The sequence below is a fragment of the Ferruginibacter sp. genome (genome assembly GCF_049840995.1).
Taxonomy (GTDB): domain Bacteria; phylum Bacteroidota; class Bacteroidia; order Chitinophagales; family Chitinophagaceae; genus Ferruginibacter.
Window position 1 is genome coordinate 543,004 of sequence record NZ_JASGIP010000003.1, and the last position, 16,535, is coordinate 559,538.

Annotated in this window: 12 protein-coding genes; 6 read left to right on the plus strand and 6 right to left on the minus strand. The window is 41.9% G+C overall.

Features of this window, described 5'->3' with window-relative positions:
• From QM738_RS03980 to QM738_RS03990, 3 genes are all read right to left on the minus strand, one after another.
• Complete coding sequence (locus tag QM738_RS03980; RefSeq protein WP_462275375.1) at window positions 1-519, minus strand: TlpA family protein disulfide reductase; 519 nt, start codon at window positions 517-519, stop codon at window positions 1-3.
• Between the two features lie 63 nt (window positions 520-582).
• Complete coding sequence (locus QM738_RS03985) at window positions 583-1,158, minus strand: MerR family transcriptional regulator (protein WP_462275376.1); 576 nt, start codon at window positions 1,156-1,158, stop codon at window positions 583-585.
• A gap of 9 nt (window positions 1,159-1,167) precedes the next feature.
• Window positions 1,168-2,139 (minus strand): M23 family metallopeptidase, encoded by a 972-nt coding sequence (locus QM738_RS03990; protein WP_462275377.1) that lies wholly within the window; start codon window positions 2,137-2,139, stop codon window positions 1,168-1,170.
• Window positions 2,140-2,418: 279 nt separating this feature from the next.
• Here QM738_RS03990 and alaS point away from each other — a divergent pair, with 279 nt between their 5' ends.
• The 6 genes from alaS (at window position 2,419) to QM738_RS04020 (ending at window position 10,804) form a co-directional block, all read left to right on the plus strand.
• Entirely contained in the window at window positions 2,419-5,121 is a 2,703-nt protein-coding gene (gene alaS, locus QM738_RS03995) for an alanine--tRNA ligase (protein ID WP_462275378.1), read from the plus strand.
• 57 nt (window positions 5,122-5,178) lie between these two features.
• Window positions 5,179-6,180: a tetratricopeptide repeat protein gene (locus QM738_RS04000; RefSeq protein WP_462275379.1), complete on the plus strand. Its 1,002-nt coding sequence runs from the start codon at window positions 5,179-5,181 to the stop codon at window positions 6,178-6,180.
• Between the two features lie 14 nt (window positions 6,181-6,194).
• Window positions 6,195-6,704 (plus strand): GNAT family N-acetyltransferase, encoded by a 510-nt coding sequence (locus QM738_RS04005; protein WP_462275380.1) that lies wholly within the window; start codon window positions 6,195-6,197, stop codon window positions 6,702-6,704.
• A 266-nt stretch (window positions 6,705-6,970) separates the two neighbouring features.
• Window positions 6,971-8,083 (plus strand): PDZ domain-containing protein, encoded by a 1,113-nt coding sequence (locus QM738_RS04010; protein WP_462275381.1) that lies wholly within the window; start codon window positions 6,971-6,973, stop codon window positions 8,081-8,083.
• 111 nt (window positions 8,084-8,194) lie between these two features.
• The gene (gene gatB, locus QM738_RS04015; protein ID WP_462275382.1) at window positions 8,195-9,643 is read left to right on the plus strand and encodes an Asp-tRNA(Asn)/Glu-tRNA(Gln) amidotransferase subunit GatB; all 1,449 of its coding nucleotides are present in this window, start codon (window positions 8,195-8,197) and stop codon (window positions 9,641-9,643) included.
• 3 nt (window positions 9,644-9,646) lie between these two features.
• Window positions 9,647-10,804 carry a redoxin domain-containing protein gene (locus tag QM738_RS04020; protein WP_462275383.1) on the plus strand — a complete coding sequence of 386 codons (1,158 nt, stop codon included), beginning with the start codon at window positions 9,647-9,649 and terminating at the stop codon, window positions 10,802-10,804.
• 71 nt (window positions 10,805-10,875) lie between these two features.
• Here QM738_RS04020 and QM738_RS04025 read toward each other — a convergent pair whose 3' ends face one another.
• Genes QM738_RS04025 through QM738_RS04035 form a run of 3 tightly spaced genes read right to left on the minus strand, consistent with a single transcriptional unit; the run spans window position 10,876 to window position 16,460 of the window.
• The gene (locus QM738_RS04025) at window positions 10,876-11,658 is read right to left on the minus strand and encodes a DUF4397 domain-containing protein (RefSeq protein WP_462275384.1); all 783 of its coding nucleotides are present in this window, start codon (window positions 11,656-11,658) and stop codon (window positions 10,876-10,878) included.
• 24 nt (window positions 11,659-11,682) lie between these two features.
• Window positions 11,683-13,317 carry a RagB/SusD family nutrient uptake outer membrane protein gene (locus QM738_RS04030; protein WP_462275385.1) on the minus strand — a complete coding sequence of 545 codons (1,635 nt, stop codon included), beginning with the start codon at window positions 13,315-13,317 and terminating at the stop codon, window positions 11,683-11,685.
• A 35-nt stretch (window positions 13,318-13,352) separates the two neighbouring features.
• Window positions 13,353-16,460 (minus strand): SusC/RagA family TonB-linked outer membrane protein, encoded by a 3,108-nt coding sequence (locus QM738_RS04035; protein ID WP_462275386.1) that lies wholly within the window; start codon window positions 16,458-16,460, stop codon window positions 13,353-13,355.
• Between the last annotated feature and the right edge of the window lie 75 nt (window positions 16,461-16,535).

A 16,535-nucleotide genomic window follows, 5' to 3' on the forward strand; every position in this document is an offset into this window, starting at 1 on the left:
TTATAAAGTGTTTAGTATCTCTGCTAATTCTTTATCCCACTTGCCGGTTTTACCATATTCCACTACACGGCCTGCTTCTTTCCCATCCTTCATCACAATAATGGTAGGCACATTCACTATATTGAATGCATCGGCAATGCTGCCCAATGATTTTTTGGCCCGGTTCACCCCAAAAAATGTAATGGCTGTATCGGCAACGCCACCCATTTCCTGCAGCTTGAAGAACTTGGGTATTATGAACTGGGTATCCTCACACCAGGTGCCACCGAATACTACGAATTGCACTTTATTTTTTGTTCTTTCAAATGCATTCAGCGTTGCAGTATCGGGTTTATAATACCCCTGGCTGCTGCCGTACCATTTGTACGATGTATCATTCTGCACCAGGTATTTATTGATGAACCCCCGCATCACATGCTGTTCCGGGTGTTTTTCGTCGCTGCTCAATTCGTACTGGGCCTGCGCATGTACATTGCCGGCTATAATGCTGCAAAACAAAAATGCTGTTATAAATTTCATCCGTTGATAATTATTTTTTTGAAAATAAGGTAAGGTAAATGAAGAAAGAAGGCCTGGTAAGGATCAGAGGTTTGCTTTTAATTCATTTAAAAATCCTTTTAATTTTTTCAGTGATTCTATCATGGCAAATTTTTCGTCTGCCTTTTTATTATTCTTTAAAAATTCCTTGGCGCCTTCAATGGTATATTTTCTTTCCCGCAGTAAATGATAAATGAGTTTTAAATTCTTTACATCTTCCGGCCTGAACAGGCGGTCGCCTTTGCCGTTCTTTTTAGGTTTTAAGATATCAAATTCATTTTCCCAAAAACGCACCAGGCTCTGGTTCACTTTGAACATCTCCGCCACAGTACCAATGGGGTAATACATTTTTTCAAACAACACCTCATCTTCCGGCACTTCAATAAGGTCCACTCCCGCTTCCATATCTTTCAGGCTCATGCGGCCACGGGTGGTTTTTTTATTGGTCTTTTTAGGAATTATTGCAACACTTACTTCACTGATCTCTTCTACTTCGGTAAGATCTATTATGGTGGCACTTGGCTCCATAGTATTTACTGCCGTTACCACAACAGGTTCCATTTCCGGTTCTTTTTCAACCGGTGCTGCATCAAAATCAAAAGCTATCTGGTTAAGTGGCATGCAGTAAAATTAATCAAAACTTTTGGCACTGCCAGTGGCAGCAATTTTAAGCACCCGGTCGTATTGCTCGGCATTCAGATCATTAAAGAAAAAGTATACGGGGTCAACCGGCGAACCATTGATATGTACTTCGTAATGGCAATGCGGCCCTGTACTGGCGCCGGTGCTGCCCACCCATCCTATTACTTCACCACGTTTTACCTTTTGCCCGTCCCGCGCCTTTATACGTACCATGTGCATATACACCGTCTCGTAGCCATAACCATGATTGATCACCACGTGGTTACCCGTACCCGTACCCATACCGGCCGTGGTAACCGTACCATCGCCGGTGGCATAGATAGGTGTGCCTTGTGGTGCCGTAAAATCAAGGCCATTGTGCATTTTAGCAATACCATAAATAGGATGTATACGGTAACCAAAACCACTGGCGATCCTGGTCAGTTCTTTATTGCTAACGGGCTGAATGGCAGGGATGCTGGCCAGCTTATTTTCCTGGTTGTTGATGAGTTTTTCAATTACACCATAGCTTTCAAACTGGTAAGCCACACGTGCCGTAATATTATTGAGTGTTTTGGCAATATCTGTACCCAATTCGTCCTCGTTCTTCAGGTTGATCTTTTCCAGTTCTTTTTTCTGCTCGATCATCTTGGTACGGGCACTGTCGGTTAAAGGCATGGCCTCAAAAATGGAACGGTAAACTTCATTATCCCTTTTTTCCAGTTCGGCCATCTGCAACTGCAGCACTTTTACTTTATCGCCCAGTACAGCGTAATTATCTTTTAAATTATCATATTTCAGCTGCACCATTTTATCGGCAGCTTTGGGAAAGAATTTGGTATATAAACTGATAATGATAAGGCAACTAACGGCCAGCGCAGAAAGGAAACCAAATATCCGCAGCAATTTTACCCGTAAAGGGGTAACCAGCTTCTCGTAGCGGAGCGTATTAGTGTTATAGAAATATTTAATTTTTTTCATACGCCCCTATCCCCAAAAGGAGGACATGTTTGATATGCTGTTTTTCATTGAGGTTATAAGCTTTTAAAACGTCTTTCGCCTCCATCCTATTGCCCAGTTTTGCTTTAAACCGATTTAGTTTGTTTTATATATTTCGATCTTCATTTGGGTCTCCGCATTGGTCTGTCTTCAGGGGGCGGAGGGGGCATCTTTTTTATTACCTTTGCAGCCATTGCACAAAAGTGCACAAATATAGCCCGTTACACAACAAAAATCAACCCAAAATAAATAGATTGGAAAATGATAACAAGTGCTGAGATAAGACAACAGTTCCTCGATTTTTTCGCTTCCAAAGGCCATACCATCGTGCCTTCGGCCCCGATCGTAATAAAAAACGACCCTACCCTCCTGTTCACCAATGCCGGAATGAACCAGTTCAAAGACTATTTTTTAGGCAATAAAACAGCGCCTTATAACAGGGCGGCAGATACCCAGAAATGCCTAAGGGTAAGCGGTAAGCACAACGACCTGGAAGAAGTAGGTGTGGACACCTATCATCACACCATGTTTGAAATGCTGGGCAACTGGAGCTTTGGCGATTATTTTAAAAAGGATGCCATTGCCTGGAGCTGGGAATTACTGACCGAAGTGTACAAGCTGGACAAAGACCGCCTGTATGTGACCATTTTTGAGGGTGATGCAAAAGAAGGTTTACCTAAAGATGAAGAAGCGTATAACGAATGGAAAAAAGTGATCGCCGAAGACCGCATTTTATTGGGCAACAAAAAAGATAATTTCTGGGAAATGGGCGATACCGGCCCCTGCGGACCCTGCACAGAAATACATGTGGACTGCAGAACAGCCGAAGAAAGAAAAGCGGTGGACGGAAAAACACTGGTGAATAATGATCACCCGCAGGTGATTGAGATCTGGAACAATGTATTCATGCAGTTCAACAGGGTATGGTCCGATAAACAGTCGTTTGATGAATGGACCAAAGCAAATCCTGATCCTGACAAAAAAGAAAGAGCGGCAAAGATCACTGAGTTTACAAAACTTGACAAGCTTCCTGCACAACACGTAGATACAGGAATGGGGTTTGAACGCCTGGTAAGGGTTATACAACAAAAAACATCTAACTATGATACGGATGTTTTTACAGGAACTATTGCAGCAACAGAAAAAATAACCGGAAAGAAATACGACTTCAGTGATAGTAAAAAGGCAATTACATTTCGTGTAATTGCTGATCATATACGTGCTATTAGTTTTTGTATTGCTGACGGACAGTTGCCCTCCAACACCGGCGCAGGTTATGTTATTCGCCGTATTCTGCGCCGTGCAGTAAGATATTATTATTCTTATCTTGATTATAAGCAGCCGCTGTTACACCAGTTGTTACCGGTAATTGCAAAGCAGTTTGAAAATGTTTTTCCTGAATTGAACCAGCAACTGGATTTTGTAAGTAAAGTGATCAAGGAAGAGGAAGAAGCTTTTTTAAGAACGCTGGATAAGGGTTTGAAGAATATTGATGAGATCGTGAAACAATCGCAGCAAACAAAAACGATCAGTGGTGTGGCTGCTTTTGAATTGCTGGATACATTTGGTTTTCCGATCGACCTTACCAGGTTGATCGCTGCTGAAAATAATTTATCGGTGGATGAAGATGGTTTTAAAAAGGAAATGGAGCAGCAAAAAAATCGCTCACGTGCTGCTACAGCTTTGGACACTGGAGACTGGACTATAGTAAACGATATCCCCTCTTCAAAATTTGTAGGCTACGATAGCCTGGAAACAAAAAGCAAAGTGGTGAAGTACCGCAAGGTAAGCGGTAAAGGAAAAGAATTGTACCAGATAGTTTTAGATACAACACCCTTCTATGCCGAAAGCGGCGGCCAGGTTGGCGACAATGGTCAATTAATAATTAATAATGAACAATTAATAATTGTTGACACAAAAAAAGAAAACGATCTTATCATTCATTTTGCTGAAAAGATTGCTGCGGATATGAGCGGGGAAATTACTGCTTCGGTGGATGCGGTGAGAAGAAGCCATGTTACCGTACACCACAGCGTTACGCATTTAATGCACGCTGCACTGCGCAACGTATTAGGCACACATGTGGCACAAAAAGGCAGTTTGAACAACGACGAATACCTGCGTTTCGATTTTTCGCATTTTGCAAAAATGACCGATGAAGAAATTGCAGCCGTGGAAAAACTGGTGAATGAAAAGATAAGAGAAAATATTCCGGTTGTAATAAAGGAAATGAAAAAGGATGATGCAGTGGCGTTAGGTGCAATGGCATTGTTTGGCGAAAAATATGGCGATACAGTAAGGGTGGTGATCATGGATCCTGCATATTCTATTGAACTGTGCGGCGGTACACATGTGGGCCATACCGGCGAGCTGGGCCTTTTCAAAATAAAAAGCGAAGGCGCTGTGGCGGCCGGTGTACGCAGGATAGAAGCGGTTTGCGGTCTTGCTGCAGAAATGTATGTAAATAAAATGATGGCGGAACTGAATGCTGTGAAAGCGCATTTAAAAAATCCTGCAGATACCGGTAAAGCCATTGAGAACCTGCAGGGCGAAAATGCTTCTCTTAAAAAACATATTGAAGCATTGGAAGCAAGGCAGTTAGTAATTATAAGAAATGAATTATTACAAAAAGACGAGATCATTAACAACGTAACATTCCTTGGTGCGGTAGTGGAAGTAAGCAGTGCCGATGCGTTAAAGAAATTGTGCTTCGATCTTAAAAATAAATTACACGATCACCTTGCCGTGCTTTGCGCCAATATAGATGGTAAACCATTTGTAGCCGTGGGTATCAGTGATACCGTGGTGGCAGCAAAAAATTTAGACGCCGGCAAGATCATCAAAGAGCATATTGCACCCCTGATAAAAGGCGGCGGTGGTGGACAAAAAACATTGGCTACCGCAGGCGGGCAGGATGTGAGTAATTTAAAAGCGGTGATAGAAAAAGTGAAAGGTTTGTTGTAAAAAAATATTACCCGGTTTAAGCCGGGTATTTTTTTATCTTTATTAAAACGCCTGCAAATGAAATCCCTTTTAATAAGTGTATTAGTACTGCTGCATACTACCGGATCAGCCTGCTTAAATGAAGAACATGTAACCAAAAACGGCAAACGCACTTCCGGCAATTTTACCCTCAGTAATTTAACTTTTTATAAAGGACATGACGTTTCTGCAATTGAAAGCAAATTAAAAACTCTCATGGGTTTGCCGGTTACAACCAAAGATGATGACCGCAGTATTAAAAATGATATTGCGGTACAGTATATAAAACTGGGCAGGTATGAAGAAGCAGAAAAACTATTGCTGGAACTACAGCAACAATATCCTGCCGATTACAGCATCAACGTAAACCTGGGCACGCTGTATGAATTACAGGGAAAGAATAAAGAAGCATTGCAGTTGATCAAAAAATCGGTGAGTATTAATCCTGGTTCTCATGAAGGCAGCGAATGGTTTCATATAAAGATATTAGAATACAAACTGAAGCATATCCCGGAAGATAAGATAGCAGGCCAGAACATTTTGGATATCTACAGCATTAAAAAAAGCGGTGATGAGGTTGCTGATGAAATAAGTTACCAGTTACAGGAACGTATACCCTTTACACCTGCACCCGATATGATAATGGCAAAAGTGTTGCAGGAATTTGCTGATTTTCTTGCTGACAGTGTTTCTATAGAAGGAGCTTACCTGATGTATTCCATAGGAATGGATTACGACAGGAACAACGTGCTGCAACTGGCTGCTAAAAAAGAAGCGCTGATCCCTTACTTTAAAAAATACCATCAAACAGTACCGCAAACCGGTGTTTACTACCTGGATAAAATTTTGCCCGTGAATAACGAAGACAAAATAAAAACTGCGGCTTCTATTTTAAAAGAAGGCTTTAATTATTTCAGCGAACAGGAACAAAAAAGAGAAGAAGAAAGAAAGCGAAAACAGTATATGATTTTCGGTGCTGTTGGATTGCTTGCAGTAGTATTGTTGGGTTTATTTATTTATAAAAGAAGAAAGCAGGATTAATTTACAGAAACAACATGCATATTATTTTTCAAACGCCCCGGCTCCTGCTGCGTCGCTTTACTTTAGATGATGCACCATTGATATTACAACTCAACAGCGATCCAGAAGTATTAAAATACTTACACGAACCCTTGCTTGAAACAGAAGCACAGGCCACCAAAGTATTAAGCGATATCATATTGCCACAATACGAACACAACCTCGGCCGCTGGGCCATACATACCAAACACAACAACGAATTCATTGGCTGGTGTGGCTTAAAATACCGGCCCGAACTGGAGGAGATCGACCTTGGCTACCGCCTTAAAAAAACAGCCTGGGGCCATGGTTATGCACTCGAAGCAGCACAGCACACCATTGATTATGGTTTGAACGAGCTTAATATAAAGACCATCACCGGCCGTGCCCATGTTGACAACACTGCTTCGTTGCAGATACTGCAAAAAACAGGTATGCAGTTCCTCAAAGACGAAACCATCGACAACTGCCCGGTAAAAACCTTCAGCATCAGTAACCCTAAATAAATACACAAGCCTGCGGCTTGGTTTTCAGCCACGGATTACACGAATTTTCACAGATAAAACAAAAAATCCGTGTAAATCTGTGCAATCCGTGGCCACCTTTTGCCGAAGGCAAAAGCCATTTTTCTGCGGCTTCCCCGAAATCTGCGGGCCAACTCCAAAATCCAAAAAAATGTTAAAGCAAAAAATTTATCTGCGAAAGATTTCGTAATACAAAAAATCTCCCTACATTTGACCTACTAAACATTTCGTACATAAATCATAAAGTCATGAAGAAGTTACTATTATTTGCTGCTGTGGTGGGTTTTACAACGCTTAGCTACTCAGCCCAGGCGCAGGATGATGCACCGGAGAAAAAAGAAAAGAAAGAAAAAAAGGAAAAAGCTGAAAAAGCAGAGAAGACCGAAAAGAAAGAAACCCAGGAGATCATTATCCGCAAAAAAGGCGATAAGGATACCAAGATAACCGTGGAGATCAAAGGTGATGATGTGACTATCAACGGCAAACCTATCAGCGAATTCAAAGATGGCGATATCACCATCAATAAAAGGGATATAAAAGTGTGGGACGGCCATAATAACTTCTCTTTCTCTCCGGATAATATGGATATTTATTTTAAAGGCCCTTTAAATGGCAGCTTTAACAGGGGCAGCGGCGCATTTTTAGGCGTAACTACAGAAGCCAACAATGAAGATGATGACAAAAAGATCGCCGGTGCAGTGATCACCGATGTAACCAAGGGTAGCGCAGCAGAAAAAGCCGGCCTTAAAGAAGGCGATGTGATCACAAAGATCAATGATAAAAAAGTGGAAGGCCCCGAATCATTATCGGAAGCAGTTACCTCTTTCAAACCAAAAGATGAAGTGACCGTGTATTATAAAAGAGATGGTAAGGAAAATTCTTCTAAAGCAGTACTGGGCGAAAACAGGTCTGCTATGGCTTATGCCTTCTCTGGTCCTAACGGTAAAGTGCGTTCCTTTACATTACCCCGCACACCAATGGCGCAGGGTGGTATACAAATGCCCAGGACCCAGATTTGGGGGGGCGATGATGCCATGAATTTTGACAACCTTGCTACTATCAACGGCTTTAACATGCACCGCCAGCAAAAGCTGGGCCTGAAGATTCAGGATACCGAAGAAGGCAATGGCGTGAAAGTATTGAGTACTGAAAAAGATTCACCTGCTGAAAAAGCCGGGTTAAAAGAAGGCGATGTAGTAACAGAAATAGGCGGCCAAAAGGTTGCCAATACCGACGAAGCAAGAGACCAGCTGCAGGAAAATGCAGAGAAATCTGCTTACACCATCAAGGCAAAACGCAACGGCAGCGAAATGAGCTTTGATATCAAGATCCCGAAGAAATTAAAAACTGCCAATTTATAAAGCCATCGTTAAACAAAGGTGATTGCTCCCCAACAATTGGGGAGCAATTTTTTTTCCAGCAACCTTCAACTTTTAACTTTCAACTTTTAACTTTCAGCCTACCTTTGCCCCGTGAAAAATTCTGATAAATACCAGGTGGTGATAGGCCTTGAAGTGCACGCCCAGCTTTTAACCAAAAGCAAATTATTCTGCGGCGACAGTGCTGCATTTGGCGGCGACCCCAATACACATATCAGCCCTATTACACTGGCGCATCCCGGCACATTGCCCAAAATGAACCGTAAGGCTATTGAATATGCTACAAGATTGGGCCTTGCCCTGCACTGCGATATTGCACAGCATAATTATTTTGCCCGCAAAAATTATTTTTATCCTGATCTGCCCAAAGGCTACCAGGTTAGTCAGCATACCACACCCATTTGCAGCAATGGTTATGTAACTATTAAAACGGCCGAAGGCACCCGGAATATTTTACTCAACCGTATACATATTGAAGAAGATGCGGGTAAAAGCCTGCACGATGTGGAGGAACATTTTACTTCTATCGACCTGAACCGTGCCGGTGTATGCCTGTTGGAAATTGTAAGCGAACCCAACCTGCACAGCAGCGATGAAGCATTTGCTTATGTTACCGAATTAAGAAAGCTGGTACGCTGGCTGGATATCTGCGATGGTAATATGGAAGAAGGCAGTATGCGTTGCGATGCCAACATTTCCATCCGTTTAAAAGGCGAAACAAAACTGGGCACCCGTGTAGAAGTAAAGAACCTGAACAGCATCCGCAATGTAAAAAAAGCGATAGAGATAGAAGTGGAAAGGCTGATCGCTATTACTGAAAGCGGCAATAAGATAATACAGGAAACCCGCAGCTTTGATGCAGATAACAATACCACTTTTTCATTACGTGCTAAAGAAGAAGCGGATGATTATCGTTATTTTCCTGAACCCGACCTTACCCCATTTCATATTTCGGACGAATTTTTAAAAGAGGTAAAAGAAGCATTGCCTGCTTTGCCCGAAACTTTGGAACAAAAATACCGGGAAGAATTGCAGTTGCCTGCTTATGATGCAGGTGTTATCTGCAGTGATAAAGAAACGGTGCATTATTTTGAAACCCTGGTACAACATACGGCTAATTACAAAGCCGCTGCCAACTGGTTACTGGGTCCTGTAAAAAGTTACCTGAACGATCAACAGGCCGAGATCAAAGATTTTGTTTTACCGGCTGAAAAGATCGCCGCACTCATAAAACTGGTGGATGAAGGAAAACTCAACTTCAGTAATGCTTCCACCAAAGTATTGGCTGCATTGATCGCCGATCCGCAAAAGGATGCTTTGCAAGCGGCTACAGACCTGAACCTGCTGCAGGAAAGCGACAGCGGTTCTGTGGCATCTTGGGTGGATGAAGTGATCGCTAATATGCCCGATAAAGTAAAAGATTATAAAAGCGGTAAAAAAGGATTGATAGGCTTATTTGCCGGCGAAGTAAAAAAACTCAGCAAGGGCAAGGCCGATATGCAGATCGTAAACAAGCTACTAAACGAAAAATTAAACTCCTGATCAATGAAAAAACTATTGTTGGGTATGTCTGTTGTTGCCGTGTTGCTGTCGTGCAACAATTCAAACAGCAAGGGAAGATTTACGGTGAACGGCCAGGTAAAAAACCTGCCCGACCAGAAAGTATACCTGGAAGAATTGTACTTTACCGGGCAGGACCCCGAAGTGATAGATACTGCAGATGTTAAGAACGGTAAATTCGTTGTGTCCGGCAGTGCTGCGGAAAACGGCGTATACAGGTTACGGTTAGATAAGGATGATCATAGTTATATCTTTATCAACGATACCAGCAATCTTACTTTTACAGCTGATATTAAGAACACTGGTTTTAATGGGTATGCTTTTTCCACTGCCACCAATGCTTCACTCAATAATTTTATTGCTGTAAACGACAGTATGATGAAGAAACTGAGGGAAGCCTACACAGCTGTGGACCAGTTAAAGCAGAACGGCGCCAAATCAAGCGATAGTGTGATGATAGTTGCCGAAACCAACTTTAATAACTTAAAAGAAAACTCCTTAAAATTCAACCTTAAATATTCTGATTCGGTAAAGAATCCTGCACTGGCTTTATTTACCGCCATTGCACCGCCTGTGAACCTGGAGCAGATACAATTGCCCCTGCAAAAACTGGCGCAGCGTTTCCCGGGCCATAATGGTATTGTGGCTGTCACCAATTTTGCAAAGAACGAACTGAACAGTAAACAGCAGCAGATGCTGCAGCAGGCGCCACCCAATGCTGCTATCCAGGTGGGCGCCACTGCCCCGGAAATTACCATGAATGATGTGAATGACAAACCATTCTCTTTAAGCCAGCTGCGGGGCAAATATGTGTTGGTAGACTTTTGGGCGAGCTGGTGCCACCCCTGCCGCGAAGAAAATCCTAACGTGGTAGCTGCTTACAATAAATTCAGGAATAAAAACTTTACTGTCCTGGGTGTATCGCTCGACCAGGATAAAGCCAGCTGGTTAAAAGCCATCAGCGACGATGGATTGGCCTGGCAGCATATCAGCGACCTGAAATACTGGAAAAGCGCTGCTGTTCCTTTGTATGGCATCGAAGGCATTCCCTTTAATGTTTTAATAGATCCGCAGGGAAAGATACTGGCCATGTCGCTGAGAGGTAATGAGCTGATGAATAAACTGGAGGAAGTGTTGAAATAAAAGATAACCCTTCTAATAAAAAAAGAGCTGCTAAATAATTAGCAGCTCTTTTAATTATATTCCTTTCGGTATTAGTTGTTCAGTAACAATGTTACAGCCGAACTTGGATAAGTACCTCTTGCAAAGATGGTATAGTTCCTTCCTGGAATAATGCTGGTGGCAGCAGTAGAAGAAACAATGGTACCAACACCGGTTAATTTTAACCTGATAACATAAGTGGTGGCAGCAGAAGTTGCGCTGATAGAGCCTGCTACTTCACTTGATTTGATTGAAGTGAATTTAGACAAAGCAGCAACATCCGGTGTAGCAACAGAACCTAAATAAGGCAGGCCACTGATAGTTACGCTATCCGTAGCTACTGATCCTATACTTCTTACCATCACCAGGTCCATACTTGGGGATTTAGGTGACAGGTTTAAGAAGCGCACATTTGCAGTAGAAACATTATCAGTTGGCACAGTTCTGTCAGATGACAACAGGATGCCTTTGAATTTACCTGATATCAAAGTATCGTACGCAATAAAAGTATATGCTTTACCAACTTCTGTTGTTAAAGTACCGCTATAATATTCTGTAGTGGTAGCAGTAGCATCTTTAACAGAAAGTGTATTGCTTGTAGAACTTGTACCCAGGCCGATATAAGTACCGGTGATGGTTCCGTTGGCAGCAACACTTGCAACCTGGTTTACCTGGGTGCCATTTACAAAAAAGTTCACTGTTTTTGCACTACCGTTTGCATTCGTTAGAGATACCGAGGTTTCTACCGCTCCGGAAGTAACTTCGCTGGCTTCTTTTTTGCAACTGCTGAAAGCAACTATTGCAACGCTTGAAAAAAGGATGATATTCTTGATCATTAGATTTAAAATTTTGGGTGATGATTAATATCCTGGGTTTTGTGCTACAATAGGATTGGTATTCCTTTCCTGTTGAGGAATTGGCCATAAGAAACGATAATCAGAGTAAGGGATAGCAGGAGTACCGGTTGCAGGCACAATACCACCACATACAAAAGATGAAATAACGTTAAAGCCGCTGATCATTTTATCAGGAACACCATTAAAACCAAAAGTAGCATTAGTAGCATAACGGTGAATATCACCCCAACGCTTACCCTCTGCAGCAAATTCTATCCTTCTTTCTTTTAAGATAGCATTGATCAATGCATTCTTAGTAGCGAAAGAAGCAACAGTATAAGCATCAGTCAGTGGTGCTGCCAATGCCCTGTTCCTTACTGTATTTAAAAGATCGATCGACCTGGTGGCAACTGCTACGCTGGCAGCATTCCATGCTTCAGCTTCAGCAAGTGTCAACAACACTTCCGCATAACGGATATAAGGAGTACCATCGCTTTGGTTAACCGGATCTTTATACTTTAAAGTGAATTTATTAGTTGCACCGGTATTATCAGAACCATTGATGTATAAAATGGTCCTTCTTTTATCAGAGCAGGTCCATTCGGGCATATTCCATAATATAGGACTGATAGAACATAATCCCCTGCCACCGGTTGCAGTGCTGCTAACACCAAACATCCTGGCCAAACTTGCGTTGGTGCCCGGGTTATCCAATGCATCGTTCTTGATAGAGAAGATGCTTTCTTCAGAAATATTATTGGTAAAAGCGCCATCAACAGCAGATGTCAGTTTCCAGCCACCGATCGGGCTTACTACGCTGGTCCAGTTCTGAGGATTAATGGTTGTGGTTGGTACCAGTTTATTTCCTTCTGTGATCACACCAGCCCAATCGCCTTTGTGCAATTTAACCCTCATTTTTAATGCAATAGCTGCAGCTTTAGTAGCATAGTAAGTATTATAGCCACCTAAACCAGCTGTACCAGTTTGTAAAAAAGTTTCTGCCTGGTCAAGGTCTGCCAGTATTTTGGTGTAACAAGCAGCTACAGTTTCTCTTGGCAATGTTTTAGCCAGGTCAACTGAAACCTGTGATTCAATCGGGAAATTGCGGTAAGGAATACCTAAAGAAGCACCATTATTATCAGCATAAGGCTTAGCAAAATGCAACAGTAATTCATGATGCGCCATTGCCCTTAAGAAAAGACACTGGCCAATATAATCATTGGCAACACTGCTGGAAAGTACACCAGTTGAACCGGCAGTTGTAAAACCATTGATAGCAATATTAGCTTTGTTGATAAGAGCATAGCACTCTTTCCACATGTTTACGTTGTTAGGTGTAAGCGGCGTACAGGTATTAGCGTAAGTTACTGCATAAAAAGTAGCTACGTTCACCATGTCTTCGCCACGCATTTCTTCCTGCTCTACAGCAGCAGCACCAAAAGGATAACCCCTTACCGAGTTGGCGGTACCATTTAACGGATCATAGATACCGCTTTGTGCAGCATCATAAACACCATTTAATACAAGCAAACACCTGTCTGCAGTAAGAAAAGCAGTATTGCTGGCGATAGAAGTGTACGGCGCCAGGTCAATTTGTTTTGAACAACCCATAAAGAAAAGGGTCATTGCAAGCGTTATTATAAAATATATTCTTTTCATTTTAGATAATTTCTTTGTTACAAATTTTAATTAGATTAAAAAGTCACGTTAACACCTACAGAAACATTCCTTACCTGCGGAGATACCGCGTTGTCCTGTGCATCTTCACTGTAAGCTTCCGGATCTATACCACGGTATTTGGTCCAGGTGTAAATGTTTTGAGCCTGGATGTATAAACGGGCAGCTTTAATTGTAGACTTGGTTAATTCCTGTATTTTTTTACCGCTAAAATCATAGCTCAAAGAAATGTTCTGCAATTTTAAGAAGTTACCATTTTCAACAAACCTTGAAATTGCTTCACCATTCTGGTTAACAATCGCATCCTGGGCATACCATAATTTAGGTACATCAGTTACCTGGCCCGGAGTGGTCCACCTGCTTAACAGCTCTTTACCACCATTGGCAAATTTCTGGTTCAGCAATATTTCCTGGCGGGTGATGTTGATGATCTTATTACCATACTGGTAACGGAACATTACATCCAGTGTTAAAGCTTTATAGCTGAAAGAGTTGATGAAAGCACCATAACCTGTAGGTTGAGAACTTCCCAATATCCTTTTATCCGCAACACTTAAAGTAGTAACCGCACCTAAAGTTGGGTCGCTCATAGAGTTAGCAAAATAATAAGTACCGTTGCTTACGTTACGTTGTACCAGTTGCCTTGCTGCGTTATAATAAACAGGGTTACCGTTACCGCTGTTAACACCGGCAAATTCATATCCAAAGATTGAGCTGATAGGTAAACCAACGCTATCAACATTATAGTTGGTACGTACCAGTGAAGTAGTTGGAACACCACCTACATCAAATAAAGAGATGATCTTGTTGGTAACATGCGTGTAGTTAGCAGTGATACCCCAACGGAAATCTTTTTTCTGGTAAACAGTTGCATCGATTGATATTTCAAAACCTTTGTTTTGAACGCGGCCAATATTCTGGCTGATAGTGTTATTAGGTATACCGGTTGAATAAGGAGTAGGTACATCCAATACCAGTTTATCAAGATCATTTTTAAAATAATCAAAAGTGATATTGGCCTTGCCTTTAAATAAAGAAAGATCAGCACCGAAATCGTATTTTTTACTTTCTTCCCATTGTAATGAAGCATTACCGGCAAGGTTCGGAGCCAGACCACCTGTATTTGCATAAGGGCTGCTGCCATAAGTGCTTAAGTAAGGGAAACCACTTAAGCGGTTACCTACATTAGCATAAGAAGCTCTTAATTTAAGATCAGAAACCACTTTTTCAATACCGGTGCTCTTCCAGAATGCTTCTTCTGATGGCCTCCATCCTATACTTGCACCCGGGAACACACCATATTTATTACCTTTTGCCAATGAAGACTGACCATCCCTGCGGATAGAAGCCTGTACAAAGTATTTTCCTTTGTAATCGTAATTTATCCTTCCGAATAAAGATTCAATAGCAGATTTTGCAAGGCTACCGGCAATACTTGGTGTTGCGATAGTACCGCTGATGATATTTTCTTTAGCATAAAAAAGATCAGAGATACCGGTACCTGAAGCCCTGAAGTACCTTGAAGTAGTTTGCTGTAACTCGTGACCAACAGTTACAAAAACACTGTGATCATGATTAAATGTAGCATTATAGTTCAGGTAGTTCTGAATATTGGTGTTCATGATATTTTGCTGACCCTGGTACAGGTAGCCATTGCCTGAAGCACCATCACCATGGCGTGGATCCCATGCCTGTAAGCTGTTATCAGTATAATAATCTATACCTACCTGGCTACGGAATTTTAATCCTTTTGCCAGCGATACTTCAGCAAAAAGGTTATCCAGTATCCTGTATTGGTCAGAGTTGTATTTATTATTATCCAGTACAAAAGCAATATTGGTATAGTTATCATCAATACCACGCAGGTTAACACCCTGGCCTAAAGAGTTTACAGTAGGAGAAATGTTATAACCTGTAGCATGTGTTGTGCTGTAGATAGGCACATTAGGCAAAGCCCTGATAGCGCCTACAATCGCACCACTCAAACCGTTGGTACTGTTGTTCTGGTCAAAGTCATTCTGGCGGGAAGCAGAAAGGCTGTTGCCCATTTTCAACCACTTATTAGCCTGTACTTCTAAATTTGCCCTCACCCTGTAAGCAGTTGTTTTATTGGTACGAACGATACCATTGTTGTTGGAATAGTTCATACTCATATAATACAATGCCCTGTCCGATCCGCCGCTCAATGAAACAGTATGGCTATTGGCCAGTGCATTATTTACAAAGATGTTATTCTGCCAGTCGGTGTTGGTACCTGCCGGGTCAATCCTTGCAGGTGGTAACTGGCCGGCATTTACAAATTTTTCATTTGCGATGGTAACAAACTGGCTTGCATTCAGCAGGTCAAATTTCTGAACCGGGCTGCTAAAGCCAACAATACCGCTGTAAGCGATGCTGTTCTTACCACGGCTACCTTTTTTAGTGGTGATCATGATAACACCATTTGCACCCCTTGAACCATAAATAGCAGTTGCAGAACCATCTTTTAAAACTTCAATAGAAGCAACATCATCAGGGTTAATATCACCCAATGCGTTGGTATTGGAAATAAGACCCAGATTACCGGTAGAAATAGGAGAACCATCCACTACCACCAATGGAGACCTGTTCTGGTTAAAGGAGTTGGTACCCCTGATGCGGATACGTGCAGGTGCATTTACCTGGCCGCTGCTCACATTTACGTTAACACCAGCCGCACGGCCCGCCAGTTCTTTATCGATAGACGGAGTAACCAATTGTGCAATTTCGCCGGTACCCACTTTAGCAGAAGAGCCTGTGAAGGCTTTACGCTGTTGTACACCATAACCCACCACTACCACTTCTTCCAGTTTTACGTCAGAAGGTGTAAGGCTGATGTTCAAAACACCGCCTCTAACCGGCCTGTTAACCGTTTGGTAGCTCACCAGTGAAAAGATCAGAGTTTTTACTGTAGTAGGTAAAGAAAGACTGTATTTACCGTCTTTATCAGTTTGGGTGGCATACTTGCCATCAACGGAAGCAACCGTTACGCCTTCCAGGGCTACATTTTTGTCGCTGGTAACCTTACCAGAAACAGCAATGTTTTGTGCAGCAGCATTCAGACAAATCAAAAATGCAGCCGACAAGGCTAAGATCAATTTTCTCATTTGCATATTAGTTTTTTAATGTTAATACAAAGATAATTAACAATGTTATAATAATCTAACTGAACGGACAAGTTT